The sequence below is a fragment of the Bartonella grahamii ATCC 700132 genome (assembly GCF_000518085.1).
Taxonomy (GTDB): Bacteria; Pseudomonadota; Alphaproteobacteria; order Rhizobiales; family Rhizobiaceae; genus Bartonella; species Bartonella grahamii.
Map to the genome: position 1 here is coordinate 1 of NZ_JACX01000025.1, position 21,194 is coordinate 21,194.

At 37.2% G+C, this 21,194-nt stretch carries 17 protein-coding genes; 8 read left to right on the forward strand and 9 right to left on the reverse strand.

Going from position 1 to position 21,194, the window contains the following annotated elements:
- Positions 1 to 287: autotransporter outer membrane beta-barrel domain-containing protein (locus U736_RS11160; RefSeq protein WP_034451964.1), on the forward strand; the 287-nt coding region annotated here is incomplete at its 5' end.
- Between the two features lie 254 nt (positions 288 to 541).
- Here the strand turns inward: U736_RS11160 and U736_RS0107600 are convergent.
- The 3 genes from U736_RS0107600 to U736_RS0107610 are packed head-to-tail and all read right to left on the reverse strand — an operon-like array spanning position 542 to position 3,311.
- A complete protein-coding gene (locus tag U736_RS0107600) occupies positions 542 to 1,513 on the reverse strand; it encodes a WD40 repeat domain-containing protein (RefSeq protein ID WP_026500583.1) in 972 nt (323 codons plus the stop codon).
- A gap of 10 nt (positions 1,514 to 1,523) precedes the next feature.
- The gene (locus U736_RS0107605; RefSeq protein ID WP_015856785.1) at positions 1,524 to 2,546 is read right to left on the reverse strand and encodes a CobW family GTP-binding protein; all 1,023 of its coding nucleotides are present in this window, start codon (positions 2,544 to 2,546) and stop codon (positions 1,524 to 1,526) included.
- A gap of 21 nt (positions 2,547 to 2,567) precedes the next feature.
- Positions 2,568 to 3,311: a creatininase family protein gene (locus U736_RS0107610; protein ID WP_015856784.1), complete on the reverse strand. Its 744-nt coding sequence runs from the start codon at positions 3,309 to 3,311 to the stop codon at positions 2,568 to 2,570.
- A 2,296-nt stretch (positions 3,312 to 5,607) separates the two neighbouring features.
- On the opposite strand from U736_RS0107610, the gene U736_RS0107620 reads away from it, so the two are divergent.
- Entirely contained in the window at positions 5,608 to 5,964 is a 357-nt protein-coding gene (locus U736_RS0107620) for a hypothetical protein (RefSeq protein WP_015856783.1), read from the forward strand.
- Between the two features lie 789 nt (positions 5,965 to 6,753).
- Here U736_RS0107620 and U736_RS0107625 read toward each other — a convergent pair.
- On the reverse strand, positions 6,754 to 8,088 hold the full coding sequence (locus tag U736_RS0107625; RefSeq protein ID WP_026500585.1) for an NAD(P)H-dependent oxidoreductase: 1,335 nt from the start codon (positions 8,086 to 8,088) through the stop codon (positions 6,754 to 6,756).
- Between the two features lie 163 nt (positions 8,089 to 8,251).
- Here U736_RS0107625 and U736_RS0107630 point away from each other — a divergent pair, with 163 nt between their 5' ends.
- Positions 8,252 to 8,731, forward strand: coding sequence for a MaoC family dehydratase (locus U736_RS0107630; protein ID WP_015856781.1), 480 nt, complete (start codon positions 8,252 to 8,254; stop codon positions 8,729 to 8,731).
- 943 nt (positions 8,732 to 9,674) lie between these two features.
- Here the strand turns inward: U736_RS0107630 and U736_RS0107635 are convergent.
- Genes U736_RS0107635 through U736_RS0107645 form a run of 3 tightly spaced genes read right to left on the reverse strand, consistent with a single transcriptional unit; the run spans position 9,675 to position 12,207 of the window.
- Entirely contained in the window at positions 9,675 to 10,334 is a 660-nt protein-coding gene (locus U736_RS0107635) for a methionine ABC transporter permease (protein WP_015856780.1), read from the reverse strand.
- On the reverse strand, positions 10,327 to 11,361 hold the full coding sequence (locus tag U736_RS0107640) for a methionine ABC transporter ATP-binding protein (RefSeq protein ID WP_015856779.1): 1,035 nt from the start codon (positions 11,359 to 11,361) through the stop codon (positions 10,327 to 10,329). Before U736_RS0107640 ends, U736_RS0107635 begins: the two co-directional genes overlap by 8 nt.
- Before the next feature lie 27 nt (positions 11,362 to 11,388).
- Entirely contained in the window at positions 11,389 to 12,207 is an 819-nt protein-coding gene (locus tag U736_RS0107645; protein WP_015856778.1) for a MetQ/NlpA family ABC transporter substrate-binding protein, read from the reverse strand.
- Positions 12,208 to 12,727: 520 nt separating this feature from the next.
- Here U736_RS0107645 and U736_RS0107655 point away from each other — a divergent pair.
- Positions 12,728 to 13,375, forward strand: a complete 648-nt coding sequence (locus U736_RS0107655) for an SH3 domain-containing protein (RefSeq protein WP_026500587.1) — start codon at positions 12,728 to 12,730, stop codon at positions 13,373 to 13,375.
- Positions 13,376 to 13,656: 281 nt separating this feature from the next.
- Here U736_RS0107655 and U736_RS0107660 read toward each other — a convergent pair whose 3' ends face one another.
- Together U736_RS0107660 and U736_RS0107665 are read right to left on the reverse strand one after the other, a co-directional pair.
- Positions 13,657 to 14,688 carry an aspartate-semialdehyde dehydrogenase gene (locus U736_RS0107660; protein ID WP_015856776.1) on the reverse strand — a complete coding sequence of 344 codons (1,032 nt, stop codon included), beginning with the start codon at positions 14,686 to 14,688 and terminating at the stop codon, positions 13,657 to 13,659.
- A gap of 1,271 nt (positions 14,689 to 15,959) precedes the next feature.
- Positions 15,960 to 16,340 carry a helix-turn-helix domain-containing protein gene (locus tag U736_RS0107665; RefSeq protein ID WP_015856775.1) on the reverse strand — a complete coding sequence of 127 codons (381 nt, stop codon included), beginning with the start codon at positions 16,338 to 16,340 and terminating at the stop codon, positions 15,960 to 15,962.
- A 226-nt stretch (positions 16,341 to 16,566) separates the two neighbouring features.
- Here U736_RS0107665 and U736_RS0107670 point away from each other — a divergent pair, with 226 nt between their 5' ends.
- The 4 genes from U736_RS0107670 (at position 16,567) to U736_RS0107685 (ending at position 20,744) form a co-directional block, all read left to right on the forward strand.
- On the forward strand, positions 16,567 to 17,748 hold the full coding sequence (locus U736_RS0107670) for a tyrosine-type recombinase/integrase (RefSeq protein ID WP_026500588.1): 1,182 nt from the start codon (positions 16,567 to 16,569) through the stop codon (positions 17,746 to 17,748).
- Positions 17,749 to 17,924: 176 nt separating this feature from the next.
- Positions 17,925 to 18,125: a helix-turn-helix transcriptional regulator gene (locus U736_RS0107675; protein ID WP_015856773.1), complete on the forward strand. Its 201-nt coding sequence runs from the start codon at positions 17,925 to 17,927 to the stop codon at positions 18,123 to 18,125.
- 99 nt (positions 18,126 to 18,224) lie between these two features.
- A complete protein-coding gene (locus tag U736_RS0107680) occupies positions 18,225 to 19,124 on the forward strand; it encodes a DUF7146 domain-containing protein (RefSeq protein WP_034451965.1) in 900 nt (299 codons plus the stop codon).
- Between the two features lie 12 nt (positions 19,125 to 19,136).
- Positions 19,137 to 20,744 (forward strand): YfjI family protein, encoded by a 1,608-nt coding sequence (locus U736_RS0107685; protein ID WP_034451966.1) that lies wholly within the window; start codon positions 19,137 to 19,139, stop codon positions 20,742 to 20,744.
- Positions 20,745 to 21,194: the final 450 nt, after the last annotated feature.

Sequence of the window (21,194 nt, forward strand, 5' to 3'; positions counted from 1 at the left end):
TTGGTGGGCGTTTAAGCAAGACACTTAATATTTCTGAAGAGGGACGTGTCGTTTCTTTTTATAGTAAGCTTTCTTATTTGCATAGTTTTGAAGATAAGCGATTTGTTTCTTTTAAAAACGATTTCCAATTAGGTTTTTTTGGTTCTTCTTTGGAAGCAGGTCTTGGGTTTAATGCGCGTCTTTCTTCAAAACTTTCTCTTTATGGAGATATAAATTATCAGCATAGACTGACAAAAGCAGGGTTTTCTGGAGCAAGTTTCTCTGCTGGTTTGCGTCACCTTTTTTGACAAAGTATGATATGTCCTTTTATAAAAAAGGCAGAAGAAAATGCTGCCTTTTACTTTATTGAAATCTTCTCTTATTTTTTCTAAATGGTTCTTTTGTCTTGATGAAAAAGGTCCACAATATATGATTTCTTTGGTTTGTGATTGAAAACGCCTCGTAAGTGTGTTTATTTTTTAGAGAGGAAGATGGGTTTCATGCGCAATTACTTCTGGAGGATTGTGCGGTTATTTTAGCTGTGATAGTTTTTGTTGTTTTCTTAAACAGTGATATTGATTATACCACATTCACCATTTTCGCTACCAAAGGTGAGGTTGTACCCTGTCTGATCCCAGTTGAGTGCTGAGATAGCACTTTTCCCATAACCTTTTAGAAGGACTTCTTTTCCATCATGAAAATGTGCACACAAAATCATTCCATCATTGAAGCCGATTGCTACAATTTCTTTGCGTGGGTGGCATGCAACGGTGCTGACAAGTGCATTTGCTCGTGTGCCTAGTTCTAGTGGTGTTTTTCCCATGGGGCCATCTTTTGTATGAAAGGGCCAGACAATGGCTGCTGATGCACCGGATGTTGCTAACCATTTTCCCTTCGCGCTCCAAGACCAGCTTTTAACTTTGCTTGGGTAGCCACTCATGCGGAGATGCCGATTATCAGTGAGACGCCAGCCATGGAGGGCGTTTTCTTGCATGGTAGAAATGACATAGCGGTTGTCTGGCGAGAAGGTGACGCCACAATGAGCTCCTTTCCATACCAATGTGGTGGGAGATATTTGCGTTGATAACCAATGAAGAGTAACTCCATTGTAATGGGCAACGGCAAGTCGTAAACCTTTTGGGGCAAAAGCGAGGCCTTCTACACTGCGTTCATGTGTAAGCTCTTGTCGTTCTTTTCCAACATGCACAAATGCGAAACGTGAGGAGGAAAAAGCAAAAGCTTTTTGTGGACCAAAAGCAACGTTGTTTATCCATTTGCGTTCTTTTTGGCTTAGCACTTCTGTATGTCCCGCTGCGGTTGTTTGACAGACTTTTCCATCTTCTCCACCTGTGATGATCGCGGTATTGTCATGGGAAAAATGGCTTGAAATTATTCCTTTGTGAACTTCAAAGATTTGTGGGGTTGGATTAAACAAAACAATGAAACCTTCTACGGAAACAAAAGCTGGTTTATTGCCTACAAAACCGCAAGAAAGGCAGTAACTTTTGAGATCATAATGGGTAATGTTTGGCATTATCACTCACTTATGCGCAATTTTCAAAACCAGTTTTTAATTTTTCAGCATCAAGAGAGCGTCCTATAAAAACAAGGCGACTTTCTCGTTTTTCATCTTCACGCCATGGGCGTTGATGTTGTCCCTCAAGAAGCATGTGTATACCTTGAATGACATAACGATCATCGTCTCTTTGAAAGGCGATAATGCCTTTGAGACGTAAGATATCAGGTCCCTGTTGCTGCGTAATCTGTTGGATCCAAGGGAAAAACTTTTCTGGTTGTAGAGCACCTGTTTTTAAACTTACAGAGGTTATTGTAATATCATGAATGGTGGATTTGTGGTGATGTGCATGATCATGATTACAATCGGGACCACAGACATGGTCTGCGTGCTGATGGTCAAGAAAATGGGGATCATTATCTAAAGTGCGTTGGAGATCAAAGGAACCTCGATTGAGGAGTTTATCAAGAGGGATGTTAGCGCGCTCTGTTGCGTAAATTATGGCTCTGGGATTAATTGCAAGAATGAGCGATTGCGCGTGTGCACGTTCTTTTTCGCTGACAAGATCAATTTTATTTAAGAGAACAATATCAGAGAAAGCAATTTGTTCTTCAACTTCACGACTTTTTTTCAGTTGAGAGGGCAAATGCTTTGCATCAACGACCGCGATGACACTGTCGAGAGCTGTTTTTTCATGGACTGTATCATCCATGAAAAAGGTCTGTGCTACGGGAACGGGATCTGCAAGCCCTGTCGTTTCTATAATGATCGCATCAAATCGATGAGAACGTTGCATCAAACTTTCCAGAATACGAATGAGATCACCACGCACGGTGCAGCAAACACAGCCATTATTCATTTCATAAATTTCTTCATCTGATTCAATGATCAGGTCATTATCAATACCAATTTCACCAAATTCATTGACAATGACGGCATAACGGTTGCCATGATTTTCACTGAGAATGCGGTTGAGAAGGGTGGTTTTTCCTGCACCAAGATAGCCTGTGAGAACCGTAACGGGAAGTTTTTTTGGGTGTGTCGTTTCCATGGAGAGACCTTTTATTGTTCTTTATTGCCATGTGTTTATGTTAAATCGATTGATATCATCAAGTAAATCACGAAGCTGAGACAGAACATGAGAAAATATTGCTTCACCGGCTTGTGGCGTTGCTTTGCTTGCGTTTCCTGCTGCACCTTGCGTATTTAGATCTCGCATTGTCCAGCCAAAGGCATGAGGACCATAAGCGCGTAAATACTGATAGTTGGCAATCATATCCGCTTGTTTATTATGAAAATTTGTTGCCTTTTCCATATGAACTTTTTCCGGTGCTAAATAGAGCATTAAAGAGGTTTCGATAAATCCTCCATGGATATCAAGATGTTGTTGAGACGGTGCCATTAAACCTTGTGGCAAACCAAAACGACTCCAACTTGTTGCTACCGCAAGCATTGAAAAACGCCTCCGTAATTCGGTGATAACAATGCTCATTAAGGGTGAGTTGCCTCCATGGGCATTGAGAAGAAGAAAACGCTTTATTCCTTTGCGATAGCAGTTTTCACCAATGCTTATCCATCGCTCAATAGCGTCGGAAAAGGTGAGCGTTTGTGTGCCTGTAACATCCATATGTTCTATAGAATAGCCAATCTTTTCAACCGGTAAAAGTGCGATATGAAATTGTTCTTTTGTTTGTAAAGTGAGGGCTTTTGCAAAAGCTTCAGCAATGATCCAGTCGGTTTCGAAGGGAAGGTGCTCTCCGTGATATTCGTGTGCGCCCAAAGGTAAAAGAGCGAGAAAAGGCGTGTCAGATACCATAAATTATTGCCCAAAAGAGAAGTTAACACAGAAAAAATGATCAAAAGTGCTGTCACTATTTAATCTATCTATAAGAGAAACGCAAATAGGCGTCTTTTTACATCACATATGGATGCTATAAAAATGAGAGCTTTGTCAAACAATAGTGAAGATTTTATTGAGCAAAGCCAACTCAAATTTTTTGTAATATGAGGCGAGCTTTCTAAAGATAGCTATCTTTGGTAAGACTTTCTGATGCATATTCTCATTTTTAATAAGTAAATATTCATACAGATTAAATACTTCACATCATGTAATGAAAAATAATTTTTTCATTGTTTATTGAAAGCGCAATTTTTTCTGTAAGTTGCATATTCTTCTTTTTACTATGGAGCGAGGATAACAAAACTATTTTTATTGTTGCAATAGTATAGACTTTGGTTGCAATCAGGAGTTCTAAATTCTTAATTCAAGTATCTGTATAGTACAAAAGAATAGAAATGTTTTTTGATTGATTTTACTTTGGATAGTGTCTTAACAGACTTTAGTGTTCATGGGAAAAAATGAATATAAAGGGAAAAATTCACGTAAGATGAACTTGAATCTCAGAGAGCTCGATGAGTTTATAAGATGTTTCAAGAAGAAATACCGTTGGATACATGATAAACAGAACGCTATTGTGTTGCACATTGATACACTTGTTTTAAAGAAACCTTTCTCAAGGTATCCAAGCCTATTTTGCGACACTGTTCATGAATGGTATAACGGCAAAGCCTCATAACATAAAAAATATATTGTACTTCACTATATTTACATTTTTAAAGTAAAAATGGGATCCACCATTCACTTTGCCAGTTTTCAATACTGTGTTAACAGCGCTTGATAGTTAAAATATCTCATAAGTGATATTTTCCTTTCTTTAAGTGTTTTTACACACACATCGTTTTCTTTTGTGCTTTGAAAGCGAAGAATTTTGATTAATTCAATATAAACAGCGTTAAAATTAAGAGAATCCTATAATAGTTAGTTCTCTCATTCAACATGCAAAACAATAAATGATTATTATAGATTATTATCCTGCTATTAAAATGATCGGTTTATAAATTTATCATTTAATATCAGTTTTCATGGCGTTATTTTTTCAATGCGCTTACTTAAGTTGGTATCTCAAAAATGCAATTTTTTAGTCAGTTTCTCTACCACTTTTCTTTCAAGAATTTGATTAATTATTTATTATTATTATTTATTTTGCACAAATTGCAGACGGTTATGTGAATATTGCCAAAAATTTATTTCAAAGAGAATTATTTTTTACTAATACAGAGTAAATATAAGTACTCAAAAGATAAATAGGGCTGCGCTCTACAATATTGACGAAAAATATGGAATAACTTTTATGAGAATTAAGAAAGAAAATTGCTTTTCAGTATTTTGGGGGATCATCTCATTTTTCATGACTCTTTTTTTATTTAATTTTAGGTAGTTTGTTGGTGCTCTAGTGTTGCTTATAATGTTTTTGTAAATCTGATAGATTTACTTATTTTATGCGTTTATTTTGTTAGGTTTGAAAGTCAATATTTTGAGTTTTTTATGCTGTATGAGATAAAGGGGCTGAATTACCTTTTTGAAGATTCTATGCACTATTTTCTTTATATATCAGTAAAAGTTGAGAATCATTTTATTAATGTCTTTTCTATTTGAAAATAGAGATCTTAATTTCTTTTTACATTTTATAACTATTTTATAGAAAAATAATACAATATTTTAAGGTTTATTTATTAGGATAGATTTGTTTTAGATCGAGTTTTTTCGCTATCAATTTTATTTTAAAGTTTATTGATGAGCGATATAATAAAAATTCATTAAGTACTATTTCATTTTTATATTTATTGAAATAATAGAGAAGAATTATCATTAGATTGACAGTTTTTAATGTTATAGTTCTTTAAAATTTAATTACATTTTAAATTATTTATAAAAGTTCTATTATATAAATTTTTAAATGAATTTATTTTTTTAATCTTTATTATAATAAGAAATTTGATAAATTTTTATTATCGTGAAATAGATAAATAACAATGACAAGATATTACTTTTAGGATCTTAGTTATTATAGTGTAAAAGGGATAAATTATTTTTATCATTTGTTGTTTTTGCGTCTTTACATTCAATACATAATGTGTTATATTGATAATATAATTACATATAATATTTTATTATGTGTAATTATATAAATAATTAAATATAAGTTTTGGTTTTTATATATGTGAATATTCTTTCATTTTTTCAGTGAAGAAAAAGAGGAGCAAAGAAAGCTATGTTTAAAATATTTAAAAATCGTGTATGTTCATTTACTTTTACACTATTTATTCTTTTTTTTGTACAAACTATAGAGGGAAATGCAAGTTTTGTAAAAAATCAATTTCAAGAGAGAGTGGCAGTTACTATTTCTACACTAGAAAAAAATGTAACTATTAAAGCTGTGGATAGAGCTGTTATTCAAGGCGTTGAGGAACAAGATGGCATTGCTTTGGGGAAAGTTGAAAAAACTGCTGCCTTTTCAGGTGCAGCCTTTTGGGGGGGGATAGGTATTTTATCACTTCTTGCTTCTTTATGTGTTGGGGATGTATTAGGTGCTGTTGTATCTCTTTGGGGAATATTCACTACACTTTAATAGAAAGATCATCGACAAAGTCGATGATTTTTTTGTTCGCTTCATGATTTTGAAAAAATAAATATTTGGACTTATTTATACTGTATTGGATAAAAAATCACTATTCTTAATACTAAATATAGCTTTTATTAACATTATTAAAGTTCAAGGTCCTACATTTATGGTTTTTTACAAAATAGTGTAACCTGATTTTTTATAGTTTATGTTTATTCCCTAGTAATAAGGCTAGTATACTCATTATCTTTATCAGCTTTTTAATATTGTCTATCTTCTCTCATATGAAGATTATTCATCAAAGGCATATTTTATCCTTTTTAATTTTTATAAAAGGATAAAATAAAAAGATCCCTGTATTCATAGCTCTTATGCAATAAGAAAAATGACAAATTATCATTTCAAATTTGTTTATGTTAAATCCATCAAAAGTATTTTTTACGTATCACAAGTTGCGTTCGTGTATGGATAAAATTATTAAAAAAAAGAGTAAAAATTCTTCTCATGAATCATCTCTAAGGCTCAAGGGCTGTCGTAATATTGACAAATAAATGGTGATGCCGGTTTGTATCTTTATAGAGTAAAGATAGTGATACACAATGAATCTTATGTCATATCATGGGGTGGTTTATATTGTAGCATTTACGCGCCATATTGTGAGAGAGAAGTGGTGATATGCATCGTTGAAAATGCCTTTATTAAAACATAAACACTTGTATTTGCGATACAAGTGTATTCTGGGCTGTTTCGTTGTGTAAGGGAAAGATGCTGTTAAGTAAGGTAATTAAGGAGTGTTTATAGCTTATCGGAAGAAGGGTTATGAAGTAAAAGGTCTTGTTTAGCACGAAGACGCGCAATCCATTGATCTTCACGAATAGCAGTATTATGTATTGTAATGAGTTCGTTTTTTTTAATTGCAGCTGTTACTGTTGCTTTTTCTAAAAGACCACAAGGAATGGCGTGGTGAGCGCGTGCTTCTGCGATGTTCATTATCCAAGCGCGATAAGTATAAAGACCGATAAAGTCTAGCTTATCACCTGGATGTAAATCTTTTTTAGCAACAGCACAGACTTCTACTACGGGATGGCTAAGAGGAACCATATCTTTTTTGCCATAAAGCATAGCGCGTGCGCAGGTGAGGGGAACTTCCATTGCTGTTAAATGATAGGGGCGGTGAAAGGTGAAATAAGGACCCTGACCAATTTTTAAATCTTCCATACGTTCGCGTAAACGTGGGTGTGCTATTTCTGCAATGACAAAGACACCTGGGGAAACACCTTGGCCTGTTGAATAATCTACAATACCATATCGCTGTAAAATGCCTCCATCTTGTTTTGGGATAAGCACTTTGTTTAGATCTTGCAGCGCCGCTTGTGGTCCGTGCATTCCTGGGCAATCGGGGAGAAGTCCAGTGGCATTGGCAATTGCTGCCATTTCAACCATCGTTTTGGAACCATCAATAAATTCAACCAACATGCGCACATTCATATTACGCCGGAATGCTTCTTCTTCGTAAGCATCAGGTGTAGCATCAAAGCGCAGAGGATTATTTTTTCCTTTACCCGCTGCAACAATCTTATGTCCAAGGGCTGAAACAAATTCTATGAGTTCCATACAAGAAGTTGGTTCATCTCCGGCACCAAGTGTATAAATGAGCCCTCGTTTTTCTGCTTCATGTTTGAGATAAGCGCCAATTGTAACATCTGCTTCAACATTCATCATGACAAGATGTTTGTTATTTTCAAGCGCTTTGATACCAATTTCTGCTCCTGCTTCGGGATAGCCTGTTGCATCAACGATAATATCAATTTGTTCATGATGTAAAACAAGGTTAATATCATCTGTTGCTGCAATCAAATTTTTTTCAATGCTTTGCGTGAGAGCATAAGTATTTTCAACTTCACAGACATGTCCATCCTCGCCATAGGCTATTGTAGCGGCATCAAAAATACGTGACGGCGTCCTAGTGGCTACTGCAGCGACTGTTATACCATCCATATGCGCAATACTTGATAATAAATCCGTGCCCATTTCACCACAACCAATCAGTCCAATACGGATGGGGGGATGCTTTTCTGCACGTTGTTTTAAATCATGCGCTAAACCTGTTAGGTTCACATTGCTTGCCATTCTTTTTTCCCATTTGAAAACTATTCTGCTAAAGAACTTTTCTCATTCATAAGGTGCATTTGTTTTTAAGACAATTAATCTTTTATTCTTGATGCTCTAATCAATGGATTTTATAAAAGCAAGAGGGGTGGTTGTTTTTATCAAATAAAATAGGAATAGCGTTATGCAGCAAAAAATAGCAGTACAAGATGTCACCAGTTTTATTGGGAAAGAAGTGGGATTATCGGAGTGGCGTCTTGTTACACAGGATATGATTAATCAGTTTGCATGCGCTACAGATGATCATCAATGGATACACGTTGATGAGGAAAAGGCTAAAAAGACACCTTTTGGGGGCACAATTGCTCATGGGTTTTTAACATTATCGCTTTTGTCTACGCTCGCTTATGAGGCACTTCCAGAGTTGGAGGGGAGCACAATGGGGATTAATTATGGTTTCGATAAAGTACGCTTCATGAGTCCTGTGAAAACAGGGGTACGGGTACGTGCGCGTTTTGTGTTAGATGACGCAGAAATTCGCCCTTCTGGTCGAGTGGTTTTCCATTATGGGGTTACGGTGGAAATTGAACAGTTAAAAAAACCAGCTCTTACGGCTCAATGGCTTATTGTGGCAGTGATGGGAGAAAAATCTTCCAATATCTAGATTAGTTTGAGTGCTTTATTTTATAAAATTTTTGTACAATTCTATGAGAAGTCTCTTCGATGATAATATTGAGAATAATCTATAGGATGATAGATATGCTGGAGCTATCATAGCGTTGATAGCTATAGTAGATTGCTATCTTTTCTAGATCGTTTTGAAGAGGAGTTTCCTAATGAAGATAGTGCATTGCCTCACGCTTTTGTTTATAGCATTCTTTAATAGGATCACAGCTCTCACATAAAACAGAATGTTTCAAATGGAATATACTTGCGCTGCCAATTCACGGGCTTATTTTAAAGAAACATCTCTCAACGCTCGTCACACCCATTTCGCAATGGCACCTGTGAATAGTATAACGATAAAGCCCATTGAGCCCCCCATATCTTTATGCTTGTGAAGAAGAAAACCGGTACTATCATATTATATGCTAGCACCCAATGTTAAGACAGGTCTTGGCGCTTGAGATAATTCATAAGAGGCATGCCTTCCTTGCTTGTATAGTTTTTACGCACACGGCTCTTCCTGCTTGTAACGTGCAAGCGAGAGATTTTGATTAATTCGATATGGAAAAAATTGGGAATGAGAGGATCTTACGGTATTCAGAGTTCTTATTCAATATGAATAACGCCATATTATCATTATAAATTCAAGATGTTGTCTAAGGTTGGGAAAGGTCGTGACCAATGTCTTAATTTAACATGATAATTTATCATTTTTATGTTAAGAGAGAGTTTCAAATATTGTAAGATCTCTCATTTCCTTTCCTTTTATATTCAATCAGTTAAAACTATTTTCTTTCATGTTACAAACGGATGGGGAGAGATAAAAACTGTTTAAGAAAAAAGTTCCTAATCTCTTATGAACGTTTTCGATAGCCAAGGGTTGTTGCACTTGGAAAGTGGCAAAGAGGATGATGGTACTGGTATGTGAAATTCTAAGTCTTTTAATGTTTTGTTTTATCAAGTTTTTGTACGATTTTATCAGAAGTCCATTGGGTTATAATATTGAGCATGATCAAAAGAATGATGACAATGGTCATGATGAAGGTATTATAGCGTTGATAGCCATAGCGGATTGCCATATCCCCTAAACCGCCTCCACCAAGATATCCAGCAAGTGAGGTGGCTCCTATGAGAGAAATGACCATGACTGTAAAACCTGTAATCAGGCTAGGGAGAGCTTCAGGAATAAGAACATGTCTGATAATTTGAAGACGGCTTGCGCCCATAGAGCGGATCGCTTCAATGAGACCGTTTTCAACGGTTTTAAAAGAGAGTTCCGCCATGCGTGCATAAAAAGGAATAGCTGAAATGGTCAGTATAAAAATTACAGCAGGCATTCCTATCCCTCTTCCTACAACGATACGCGTAACGGGAAGAAGATAAAATGCAAGAATAATAAAGGGAATGGCACGAATACTGTCAATGATCATGCTTAAAGGGCGATTGATGAGAGATGAGGAAAAAATCCCCCCGCGTGCTGTTGTGTGAAGAAGAAGACCAAGGGGAAGTCCTATAATAAATGCCATAAAAGAAGCACTAAGTGTCATCAATATTGTATCAATAACAGCTTGGGGAAGTTCATGAGACAAAACATTAAACATAGCCTAAGACCTCACAATATCGTCCTTTTTTCGTTAACCATTGAACAGCTTTTTCTAAAGCTTCTTTATCTTCTCCAGGAAGAGCCAAGAAGAGTCGCCCGATGGTTTCATCTTGAACTGTATCAATGCCACCATGCAAAATACGTGCTTTTAAACCACTCTCATTTTCTAGAAGATGAAGAAAAGGCTGCTGGGCAATTTCACCGGCAATATTGATTTCAATGACAGCTTCTCGCCCGATTGGTTTGAGATTTTTCGCAAATTTTTCAGGAAGTTGCGGAGTGACAAGCTTGAGCATGGCTATGGTTGTATCGTCTTGCGGTGATGTAAAGATGTCTTTCACACGTCCTTCTTCTACAATGTTCCCCTGATTAAGAACAACAACGCGATGCGCTATGGTGCGCACAACTTCCATTTCATGGGTGATGAGCACAATCGTGAGATTGAGGTGTTTATTAATATCAGCAAGGAGCTCTAGAATAGATTGTGTTGTTTCAGGGTCAAGAGCAGAGGTGGCTTCATCTGATAACAATATTTTAGGATTAGCAGCGAGCGCACGAGCAATGCCAACGCGTTGTTTTTGCCCCCCTGACAATTGTGCCGGATAGCAATATTCTTTTCCATATAACCCAACCAATTCAATCAGTTCAAGGGCACGTTTGTGGCGTTGTTTTTTACTTACACCACTTAATTTAAGCGGCAATGCAATGTTATCAAGAATATTTTGCGATGAGAGAAGATTGAAATGTTGAAAAATCATCCCAATTCGTTGACGGTAAGGCGCCCACTCTATTTCTGATAGATTTGAAATATCAACACCTTCAAAAAAAATGGACCCTGCATCAATCTTCTCTAACCCATTTAAACAGCGGATAAGTGTTGATTTTCCTGCTCCACTGCGCCCAATAATGCCAAGGATTTCACCAGCATGGATATTTAAAGAGAGATTATTAATTACTGGAACACCAGCCGTTTTGTTAAAACAACGGCTGATGTTTTTTAAGGAGATAAGAGTAGGTTTTTCCATTCACAATTACTCGGATATTTGGCACAATTACCAAGAAGTTTGGGCGGTTTTGCCAAAAATCTCTTTGATTTTTGCACGGATAAGATCATTGTTGTAAGCGGCAACTAATTTTTTAACCCATGGCTCATCTTTTTCGCTCGTGCGTACAACGATGATATTATCATAAGGATTATTTTTTGCGCTCTCCCATGCGACGACATCTTTTTCGAAGTTTAATCCGGAAACAATAGCCCAGTTTGTGTTTATAATTGCAAGATCAAAATCGTCAATAGCTCGCCCTAACATACCAGCATCGAGCTCACGAATTTGCAGGTTTTTAGGATTTTCGATAATATCAAGTGGAGATGCAAGAATATTATGAGGATCTTTTAACTTAATGAGACCTAAAGAATTGAGAAGAAGTAAGGCTCTTCCACCATTAGATGGGTCGTTTGGAATACCAACATGTGCACCATCACGTAGATCTTTTAAGTCTTTTATTTTGTGCGAATAAACACCGATTGGAGCAATAAATGTATAGCCGACAATTGAAAGTTTATAGCCACGTTGTTTCATTTGTTCATTAAGATAAGGGGCGTGCTGAAAAGCATTCGCATCGATCTCTCCTGCGTTAACAGCGTCATTAGGCAAAGCGTAATCAGAAAAATAAACGAGTTCGATATCTAAACCGGCTTTTTTAGCCTGTTCAGCAGCAGTTTTCCAAATAATCGCATCCCGCCCTTCCATAATACCAAGTTTGATTTTTGATTTGTCTGTAGCCATGACAAAAACCGTAGATAAAAAAAGTGCAAAGAGAGAGAGGAATAATCCTATAATCCGACTACGAGAAAAAAATTTTAATGTCATGTGCTTTTAACTTTCTTTTCCAAGAGATTTTTTGAGGGAAGTTTCAATATACTCTGTATTTTTTAGGAAGATTTAAAGTTATACAAGCTTTAGAGAATATTCAATCACTTTTATTTTTAAAAGAGTATTATTTTTCCTCCTATTTTTAGTATTTTGGGGGCTTATCATCATTCATTCTCTGAAATTCTCTGTAATTCAGGCAATCAATTCTTTTATTGCAATCATTTGTTGAGGGAACCAATAACACTTGAAAAACTTCTTTAAGGGACGATTGGTTGAAGAACCAGATAATCAAATGATGCTTTAGCTGTAAATTTATGAGGAACATACTGCGCAATCAAGATCAAAAGGCCGTGTTCGTGTAGAGGGGGAATAAGGGGAATAAAGAGAGATTTTGTTGCAATGTTGAGGGGGCTTTTGGGCGGGAAATAAAGGTTGCTGATCATTGGATTTAAACGCGGCAAATTTTTGCAAAGGCGAAATTTTGCCCTTCACATGTTTTGAGAGAGGAAGAAAAATAATGTTAAGAAAGAAATTTTTATCAACAACAATGATTTTATGGGCTTTGGGAGCGTCGGGGGTGGCTGTGACTGCTTCTCACGCGGAAGCTGGAACCATTGCAGGAACAGTTGCTCGTGTTGCATCAGGTCAGGTATCTTTACGCACAGGTCCTGCGACAGCTTATAAAGTAATCACAATGGTTCCAATGGGAGCAAAAGTGCAAATTTATGGCTGTCTATCCAATAAAACTTGGTGTTCTCTTGGTTATCACGGAAAGGTTGGTTGGGCATCTGCACGTTATGTCAATGTCAACAATGTTCCTACCGTTGCTTTTACAAAGATGCCAGTAAAGCCAAATGCTATGAGAAAATCGCCAAAAGTAAAAAAAGAAAAAGTAAAACAGGTTGTTTCTGGTTTTAAAGCTCTTCCGGCGATTCAAAAAACACGGAAAAACATACAAAAACTCTACAGAACAGATATGATTATCGATTCTACAGGTGTCAAAAAAAGAGATGAACGGACAATTTTAAATCCTTCGCCCAAAGCACAAAGAGTTTCTGTAAAGCGCGTAAATGCTTATAATCCCTTCTTTCCTGATAATGTCAATTATAAAAACTTTGAACGTAATGAAACACGTTACCGTGTCGTGACTTATCCTGCTCGATAAGGGTAAGTTAATTTCACAACCGGAATGATAAAAAGGATCAGCAGCATGAAGCAAAAAACGCTTATGCTGCTGATCCTATTGTACCGTAAAATGGCATTAGGGCGGCGATGATTAATTAAGGTGGCGAGGTATTCATGGATATTCAGAGTAAAATTTGTCAATACCCCGAATTACAGTCCTTTAGACTGGCGGTATGAATCCCCAGCAGGGGAAGATCCTGCTGAAGAGAAGCCGGACTTTTGACAGACCGGCTAGGGCTCTTCATCCTTTCGGACAGGGCGTTAATTTACGGACTTAGGCTTTATCAAATTACGAGAAATGAGCAATTCAGCAATTTGAACTGCGTTCAATGCTGCTCCTTTTCTTAAATTATCGGCGACAACCCAGAAAGCTAAACCATTTTCAACGGTGATATCTTCACGAACACGGCTAATAAAGGCGTTATCTTCTCCGGTACATTCATAAGGTGTGGTATAGCCACCATCTTCGTGTTTATCGATAAGCTGACAACCGGGAGCATCGCGGAGAAGCGCTTGTGCTTCAGATACGCTTAGTGGTTTTTCAAATTCAACATGGACAGCTTCAGCATGACCGATAAAGACAGGGACCCGAACAGCAGTGGCTGTTAACTTAATCTTCGGATCGAGAATTTTCTTCGTCTCAGCAGTCATTTTCCATTCTTCTTTTGTATAACCATCTTCCATGAAAACATCGATATGAGGAATGACATTAAAGGCAATGCGTTTAGTGAATTTTTTTGATGTAATTGGGTCAGCAACAAAAACAGCACGTGATTGTTCGAAAAGTTCGTCCATTCCTTCTTTACCAGCTCCAGAAACTGACTGATATGTAGAGACAACAACACGTTTAATGATTGCAGCATCATGGAGAGGTTTTAAAGCTAAGACCAGTTGAATTGTTGAACAATTAGGATTTGCTATAATATTACGCTTAGAAAAGGAATTTATAGCTTCGGCATTGACTTCAGGGACGATCAACGGAACATTGGAATCATAGCGCCACGTGGAGGAATTATCGATGACGACACAGCCAGCGGCAGCGATTTTAGGAGCATATTCTTTGGAAATGCTTCCTCCCGCGGACATCAGACAAAAATCTGTGTCAGAAAAATCGTAAGTATCCAGTGCTTTTACTTTTAAAGTTTTATCTCCATAAGAAACTTCTTGTCCTAATGAGCGTCGTGATGCTAGAGGGACAATTTCATGCGCAGGAAAACCACGTTCCTCTAAAATTGTAAGCATTTCACGACCAACATTTCCGGTTGCGCCGACAATTGCAACTTTAAAACTCATTTTCTATATACTCCTCATGTCTCTCCACGTTTATTCCCCGTGCTATACTCAGGAGAGAGTGAGTTGGTCAAGGAACATCATTAAATTATATTTTTGATTTTCAACAACTCAATTTTGTACACATCAATCATCATCAGCACAATAAGTTGTTTTATTTCAAATGATACGTCTTTTTAATCTTTCAGAATTGAAAAATTGAATATTGTACGCTAAACTGTTATCTCTTTTAGAGAGCACTTTAATTAAGTGAATTCCGTATCTTCTGTCAATTGTTTACCTTCACACTTTTGAATTTTTTAAGGATGCTATTACGTATTGCGTTGGGGGAATCTTTTAATACCTTATCTGTTAAGTGTTGAATTATTTGATCTTCTCCCTATGCCTTTAAAAGCGAAGCTTCCTATTACAGTCTGTAAACAGCCAGATTCTAGCGGTTACTTTTAGCGACTTCCCATTTTTCACTTGAACTTAAGGCTCAACAAGCAAGTCTAAAAATATTTAAAAAGACATTTGGCGCCTAAAAAACATTTGAATGTTTCAAGGAGGTATGCATGCTTCATATTCTCATACCTTAAATGATAGAATTTATGGTACAACAGGATAAACTTAAGTATCCATTATATAAATAAATTCTTATGAAAGTTATACATATAGTTTTTCGTGTCTTATTTTTACTTTAATCCTGTTATGCCGTAAAATATCGTCATTTGAAGTATGGTGGTATAAGATCTTTAAGCTTTTTTGATATATTTAAGTATTTTTTTAGTGCGTGGGAATATTCTTAGGCTTGTTTGGCGAGCTTCTTGTTTCAAGTGGATTATATGAGTGGAAAACCGTTGAACACCTCCATGTTTATGTTGAATAAAAGAGCAAGTTAGCATCATCATATATTTTTCCAGCACTCAATGTGGCTACAGTTCTTGGTATGTGAGACGATTCAATTAAGAGGTATGCTTTTTTGTACATTTTTACTCACACGTTTACTCACACGCCAACTTTGCTTGTAGTGTGCAAATAAGTGATTTTGATTGATTCAATATAGAACAAGTTTGAAATGAAAGAATTTTATGATATGCGAGACACTCATTCAATATACATAACGTTAGATATATCATTATAAATCAACGCGCTATTACTCAGTTAAACTCGTTAGAATTCGGACTATTTACAGACCAGATTAGATTTAAGAATTTTCGTTCTCATGAGGTGTGGGGAGACAGTCAAAATTCTATTCAATGTTATTAGGGACGTTGATTGTCCTTTCAGTGAATTTATGAAAATAAGGGGCCATTTTTTTCACCAGAAATCAACTGCAAAATAGCTCTTTGTTTTTTGCGGGTCATCATTCTGAAACTTTTCAAAAGTAAATATTCTGCTTTGCTTTCTACTCTGTCATCACAATGATAGAGGGGATCTTCTTTTTTTGTGTTATCAGCATAAAAGAAGGAAACGGGAACATCTAATATATGAGCAATTTCTTGTAAACGTCTTGCACTTACGCGATTTAAACCTTTCTCATACTTTTGAATTTGTTGAAATGTTACGCCCAAATGACTCCCTAATTGTTTTTGAGAAAAACCCATGAGGTTTCTTCTAAAGCGAATTTTTTTGCCTAAAGAAATGTCATAAAAATGTAGATTTTTGGCTCGCACTTTGCTCCCCCTCCGGTTGCGAGCGCCCTCGCATTAGTATTCCGGGGTCTGGCAACACATTGATTTATAATAATAAATCATCCTTTTTCAACTTGAATCATAACTCCGAATATAGTAAGATTTTCTCATCACAAACCCTCTCAGATTGAATCAATTAATATCACTTGCTTGCACGTCAAAAGCGGGGCTGGTGTGTGGGTAAAAATGAGGAAAGAAAGGAGTAAAAATGCCTCTTATGAATCGTCTTAATGCAAGGGCTGTCGCAACATTGGGGGCTGGCAAATATAATGATGGTGCCGGCTTGCTTCTCCATAAGCGTAAAGATGGTGGTGCTCAATGGATTTATCGTTATACCATTCATGGTCGGCGCCGCGAAATGGGCTTGGGTGCGTTGCGAAATGTTTCTTTAAAAAAAGCCCGTGAATTAGCAAATCAATGGCGTTCTGTTTTGCATGAGGGGCGTGATCCCATTAAAGAACGTGAGAAACAAAAGCGTGAGGCAATAAGTAATCTCCATTATTTAAAAGACATTGCCTTAGATGCTTTTGAAAGTCGTAAAGCTGAATTAAAAGGAGATGGCAAGGCTGGGAATTGGTTTCTACCTTTACAACTTTATATTCTCCCCAAATTAGGCTGTATTCCTATTTCAGAAATTACACAAACAGAGATACGCAATGTTCTTGCTCCCATCTGGCATGCAAAAGCTGCAACCGCAGAGAAAGCAATAAATCGTCTTAATATTTGTCTCAAACATGCTGCTGCTTTGGGGCTGGATGTTGATTTACAAGCAACGATAAAAGCACGGGCTCTCTTAGGGAAACAACGCCATAAAGCACAAAATTTACCTGCAATGGATTGGAAAGATGTGCCTTCCTTTTATCAGTCACTCTGCAAAACAACAACCATGACACAACTGGCTTTGCGTTTACTTATTTTGACAGGTGTTCGTACACGCCCTTTGCGTTATATGCGTGAAGATCAGATTGATGGGGATATATGGACTATCCCTGCTGAAAGTATGAAAGGACGACGCGATGCTACAGAAGAATTCCGCGTTCCTTTATCATCAGAAGCACTAAAAGTGATTAAACAAGCACGCCTTTTATCTCGTAATGGGTTTCTTTTTTCTGCAACCGGTCGTGGTCCCCTTGCACAGAACAGCATGTTACAATACATGAAAAAAACAGGACTTGAAGCCTGTCCGCATGGTTTTCGCTCTAGTTTACGTGATTGGCTCGCAGAAACAACCAATGCCCCTTATGAGGTCGCTGAAACCATTCTAGGTCATACGGTTGGGGGAAAAGTGGAGCGTGCCTATCGTCGGACTGACTATTTAGAACAGCGTCGTATTTTTATGGATAGATGGGCTTCTTATGTTACTGATCAAAACAATAAAAGTTGTGGATAGCTCTATGCCTCCATTTTCCTTATTTTATCCATAACGGATAATACAATCACAAATTATTGCTTCTCTTGATAAAAAATCACAAGATATTGTTTTTTTGCTGGAAAAGTTTGCTACGAATTGCTATTTATATATAGTTAATAAACAGTGATTCTATCATTTAATATAAAGGGGATTCCATGATTCCAAACGGACCACTCCTCACAGTACGTGAGAGTGCAAAACTACTTAATATAAGCGTTTCAACACTTTGGCGGCGGGTCGCTGATGGCTCGGTACCAAAGCCTTTAAAGATTGGTTCCTTAGCGCGCTGGTTACAATCTGACCTTTGCGATGTAATCGAAAAGGCAAAAAACCAACGTGGCAACGACGCCGCCTAAAGAAAACTTCGCCTTATAGGACAGACAAAGTATTTCGACTTTCGCAAATCCCGAAATAACAGAATCTGTCCTGTAATGCAAGTAGCAGGAAGGGATTTTATGCATTTTACAAATGCTACAACAAGCAATGCTTATGCATTGCATACAACAGCTCAAAAAATTACTTGTGCATTACGTGGAGTTTGGCATGGGCGTTATGGAATAGCCCGTTGCCCTGCTCATGATGATAGGCTGCCTAGCTTATCCCTTGCCAATGGACATGATGGGCGTCTCTTACTCTATTGTTATGCTGGCTGCTCTTTTAGAGAGATCATACAAGCGCTCATCAGAATTGGCTTGCTTGGAAAACAAGCTTATAATCAGACGCTTTCTTTCTCCAAACAGATTTGTGCTGATCTCAAACGAGCAAAACAGAAAGCAGAGAGAGCAAAAGCAATTTGGCAACAATGCCAACCAATCAAAAATACTTTAGCAGAAACCTATTTACGTATGCGGGGTATTACATGTGATTTGCCTGCTGATTTACGCTTTCATAGCAAATGTCCACACCCTTTAGGGATTACACTGCCCGCGTTGGTTGCTCTTGTTAAGGGGGCTGGATCCTTTGCTATTCATAGAACCTTTTTACAAGCCAATGGCTGCAAAACAGACCAAAAACCAGAAAAAGCCATGTTGGGATCTGTAACGGGTGGCGCGGTGCATTTAAGTCAAGGCAATCCCAAACATCTGGTCATTTGTGAGGGCATTGAAACCGGTCTGGCTCTTTTGTCTGGGTTGTTATCAGAGCCCGTTAATTTATGGGCGTCTCTTTCAACCAGTGGTATGATGCGTGTGAATTTACCCCCTACAAAAGGACGTCTGACAATCGCAATGGACGGCGATGATGCGGGTCGTAAAGCAGGTTTTACCCTCGCTGCGCGTGCCTATAGCCATGGCTTTGAGGTCTTTATGATGCAAGCTCCAAAAGGAACGGATTTTAATAACGTATTACTTTCTTAAAAGAGGGAAACTATGAAAGATAGTAATTTACAAAACAATAATGAAAATACTCCCGTCAATGATAACGATAATGTCTCTTTAAACGAAAATACTTGTTTAAAAGCCATTTCTTATGAAGTCGCCTTGCAGCAAAATGGTTGGGGGCAATTAAAACCGATTGCTACGGCTCTCTTACCTGTCGAGCCTTTTAGCTTATTACAGCTTCCAATGCCATTAATGGACTATATTTATGAGGTTGCCGATCTTCAACAATCTTCTATCGATTTTATTGCTATCTCTGCTTTATGTGGATTGGCTGCTGTTATTGGAAATGGCGTGCGGATTGCTCCCAAAAAACATGATAATAATTGGAAAATTGTTCCTAATCTCTGGGGTGCTCTTGTGGGGCAACCTTCAACACTCAAAACACCTACCATGCAAGCCGCTTTAACTCCTCTCTATGCCTTTCAAGAGGAATGGCATCAAGAATGGTTAAAGAAGAAAGAACAGCAAGAAAAGAAAGATATTCTTATTGAATTAGATAAACGAGAAAAGAAAAAACAAGCCTATAAAGCACTCAAAGATCAAGATGAGGAACAAGCCCTTGCCCTTCTTTCACAATCTATTGAACACAAAGAAAGTGATGATAACACTCTTGATAAACGACGTCTTATTGTCAACGATGTGACTGTCGAAAAGCTTGGGGAACTCTTAAAAGAAAACCCCCGTGGTCTCTTGATGGTACGAGATGAATTGGCTGGGTTTTTAGCTAATATGGAAAGAAAGGAATACCAAACAGACCGTGCCTTTTATCTAACAGCTTTTAATGGCAATACGTCATACACCTATGACCGTATTGAACGTGGAACCATTCATATTCCCAATGCAACCATCTCCATCATAGGGGGCATTCAACCCTCACGCATTATTCCCATTATTCAAGCCATGTGCCATGGAATAAATGATGATGGTTTCATGCAACGATTTCAAATGATTGTATGGCCCGACGAACGAAAAAAGCGGTTATGGACGGATAGACCTCCCAATCAAAAAGCATGGGAAAGCTATCAAAGAATCTTTCGTTCTCTTTATGATAAACCTTTAGGATCACCAAAACACCCTATTACCATACGCTTTTCTACTGAAGCTCAAGAAATGTTTCGTGAATGGTGGGAAAATTTTCAAAGAACAATCAAAGGAGGTCATTTCTCATCAAGTTTACAAGCGCATCTTTTGAAAATGAATAAAACCATACCAACCCTTGCATTGATTTTTGAATTGACCGAAGGGGGTCGTTTTGAAATCAATAGAAATGCTCTTGAGAGAGCCTTGTATTGGGAAAAATATCTGTTAAGTCATGCCAAACGTCTTTATGCGGCGCATGATACATTAGCAACAGAAAGTGCAAACTTGCTTGTCAAGCGCTGTGATTGTTTACCTAATGTTTTTACTGCACGGGATGTTTATAAACGTGATTGGAAATGTTTAAAAGACAATGAAGCTGTGAAGCAAGCTTTAGAGCTTTTATGCCGTTGCAATTATATTCGTGAAATCTCTGGAGACAATAACTCCCAAGGCGGTCGACCTACCATACGCTATGAATGGCATCCTTTAGTGAAAAGTCATAAAACATTTCAATGAATGAATTTTAAATTCCAATAAAACATATAACTTATGTATTCATAAAATGAAACCTTCAAAACACTTCCCATCTATTGGTTTTGGAGGTTTTGGGGGTTTTGGAGGTGCTTTTTATTCCCCTCTTTATATATTTTAAAAATCAAAATAAAAGTCACTATATTTCAATATGTTAATTTTTATCAACTTTTCAAAAAACAATCTATATCAACATTACAACCTGTAAATTCAACTTATAGCATAGGTTTTGTAGGGGTTTTGGGGGTATAGGGGGGGTATATGCTTTTTATCTTTCTTACAAAGCAAGCAATAAAAGCCTATCAAAACATACATTCTGATATCTTAAAAGCACATATCAAATTTGTCTTTTTTCCATAAAACGAACAGCAAATTTCACTATTTTGCTGATCTTACCTCATGTCATAGGCTGTGGATAAGTAGCCTTTAATAAAA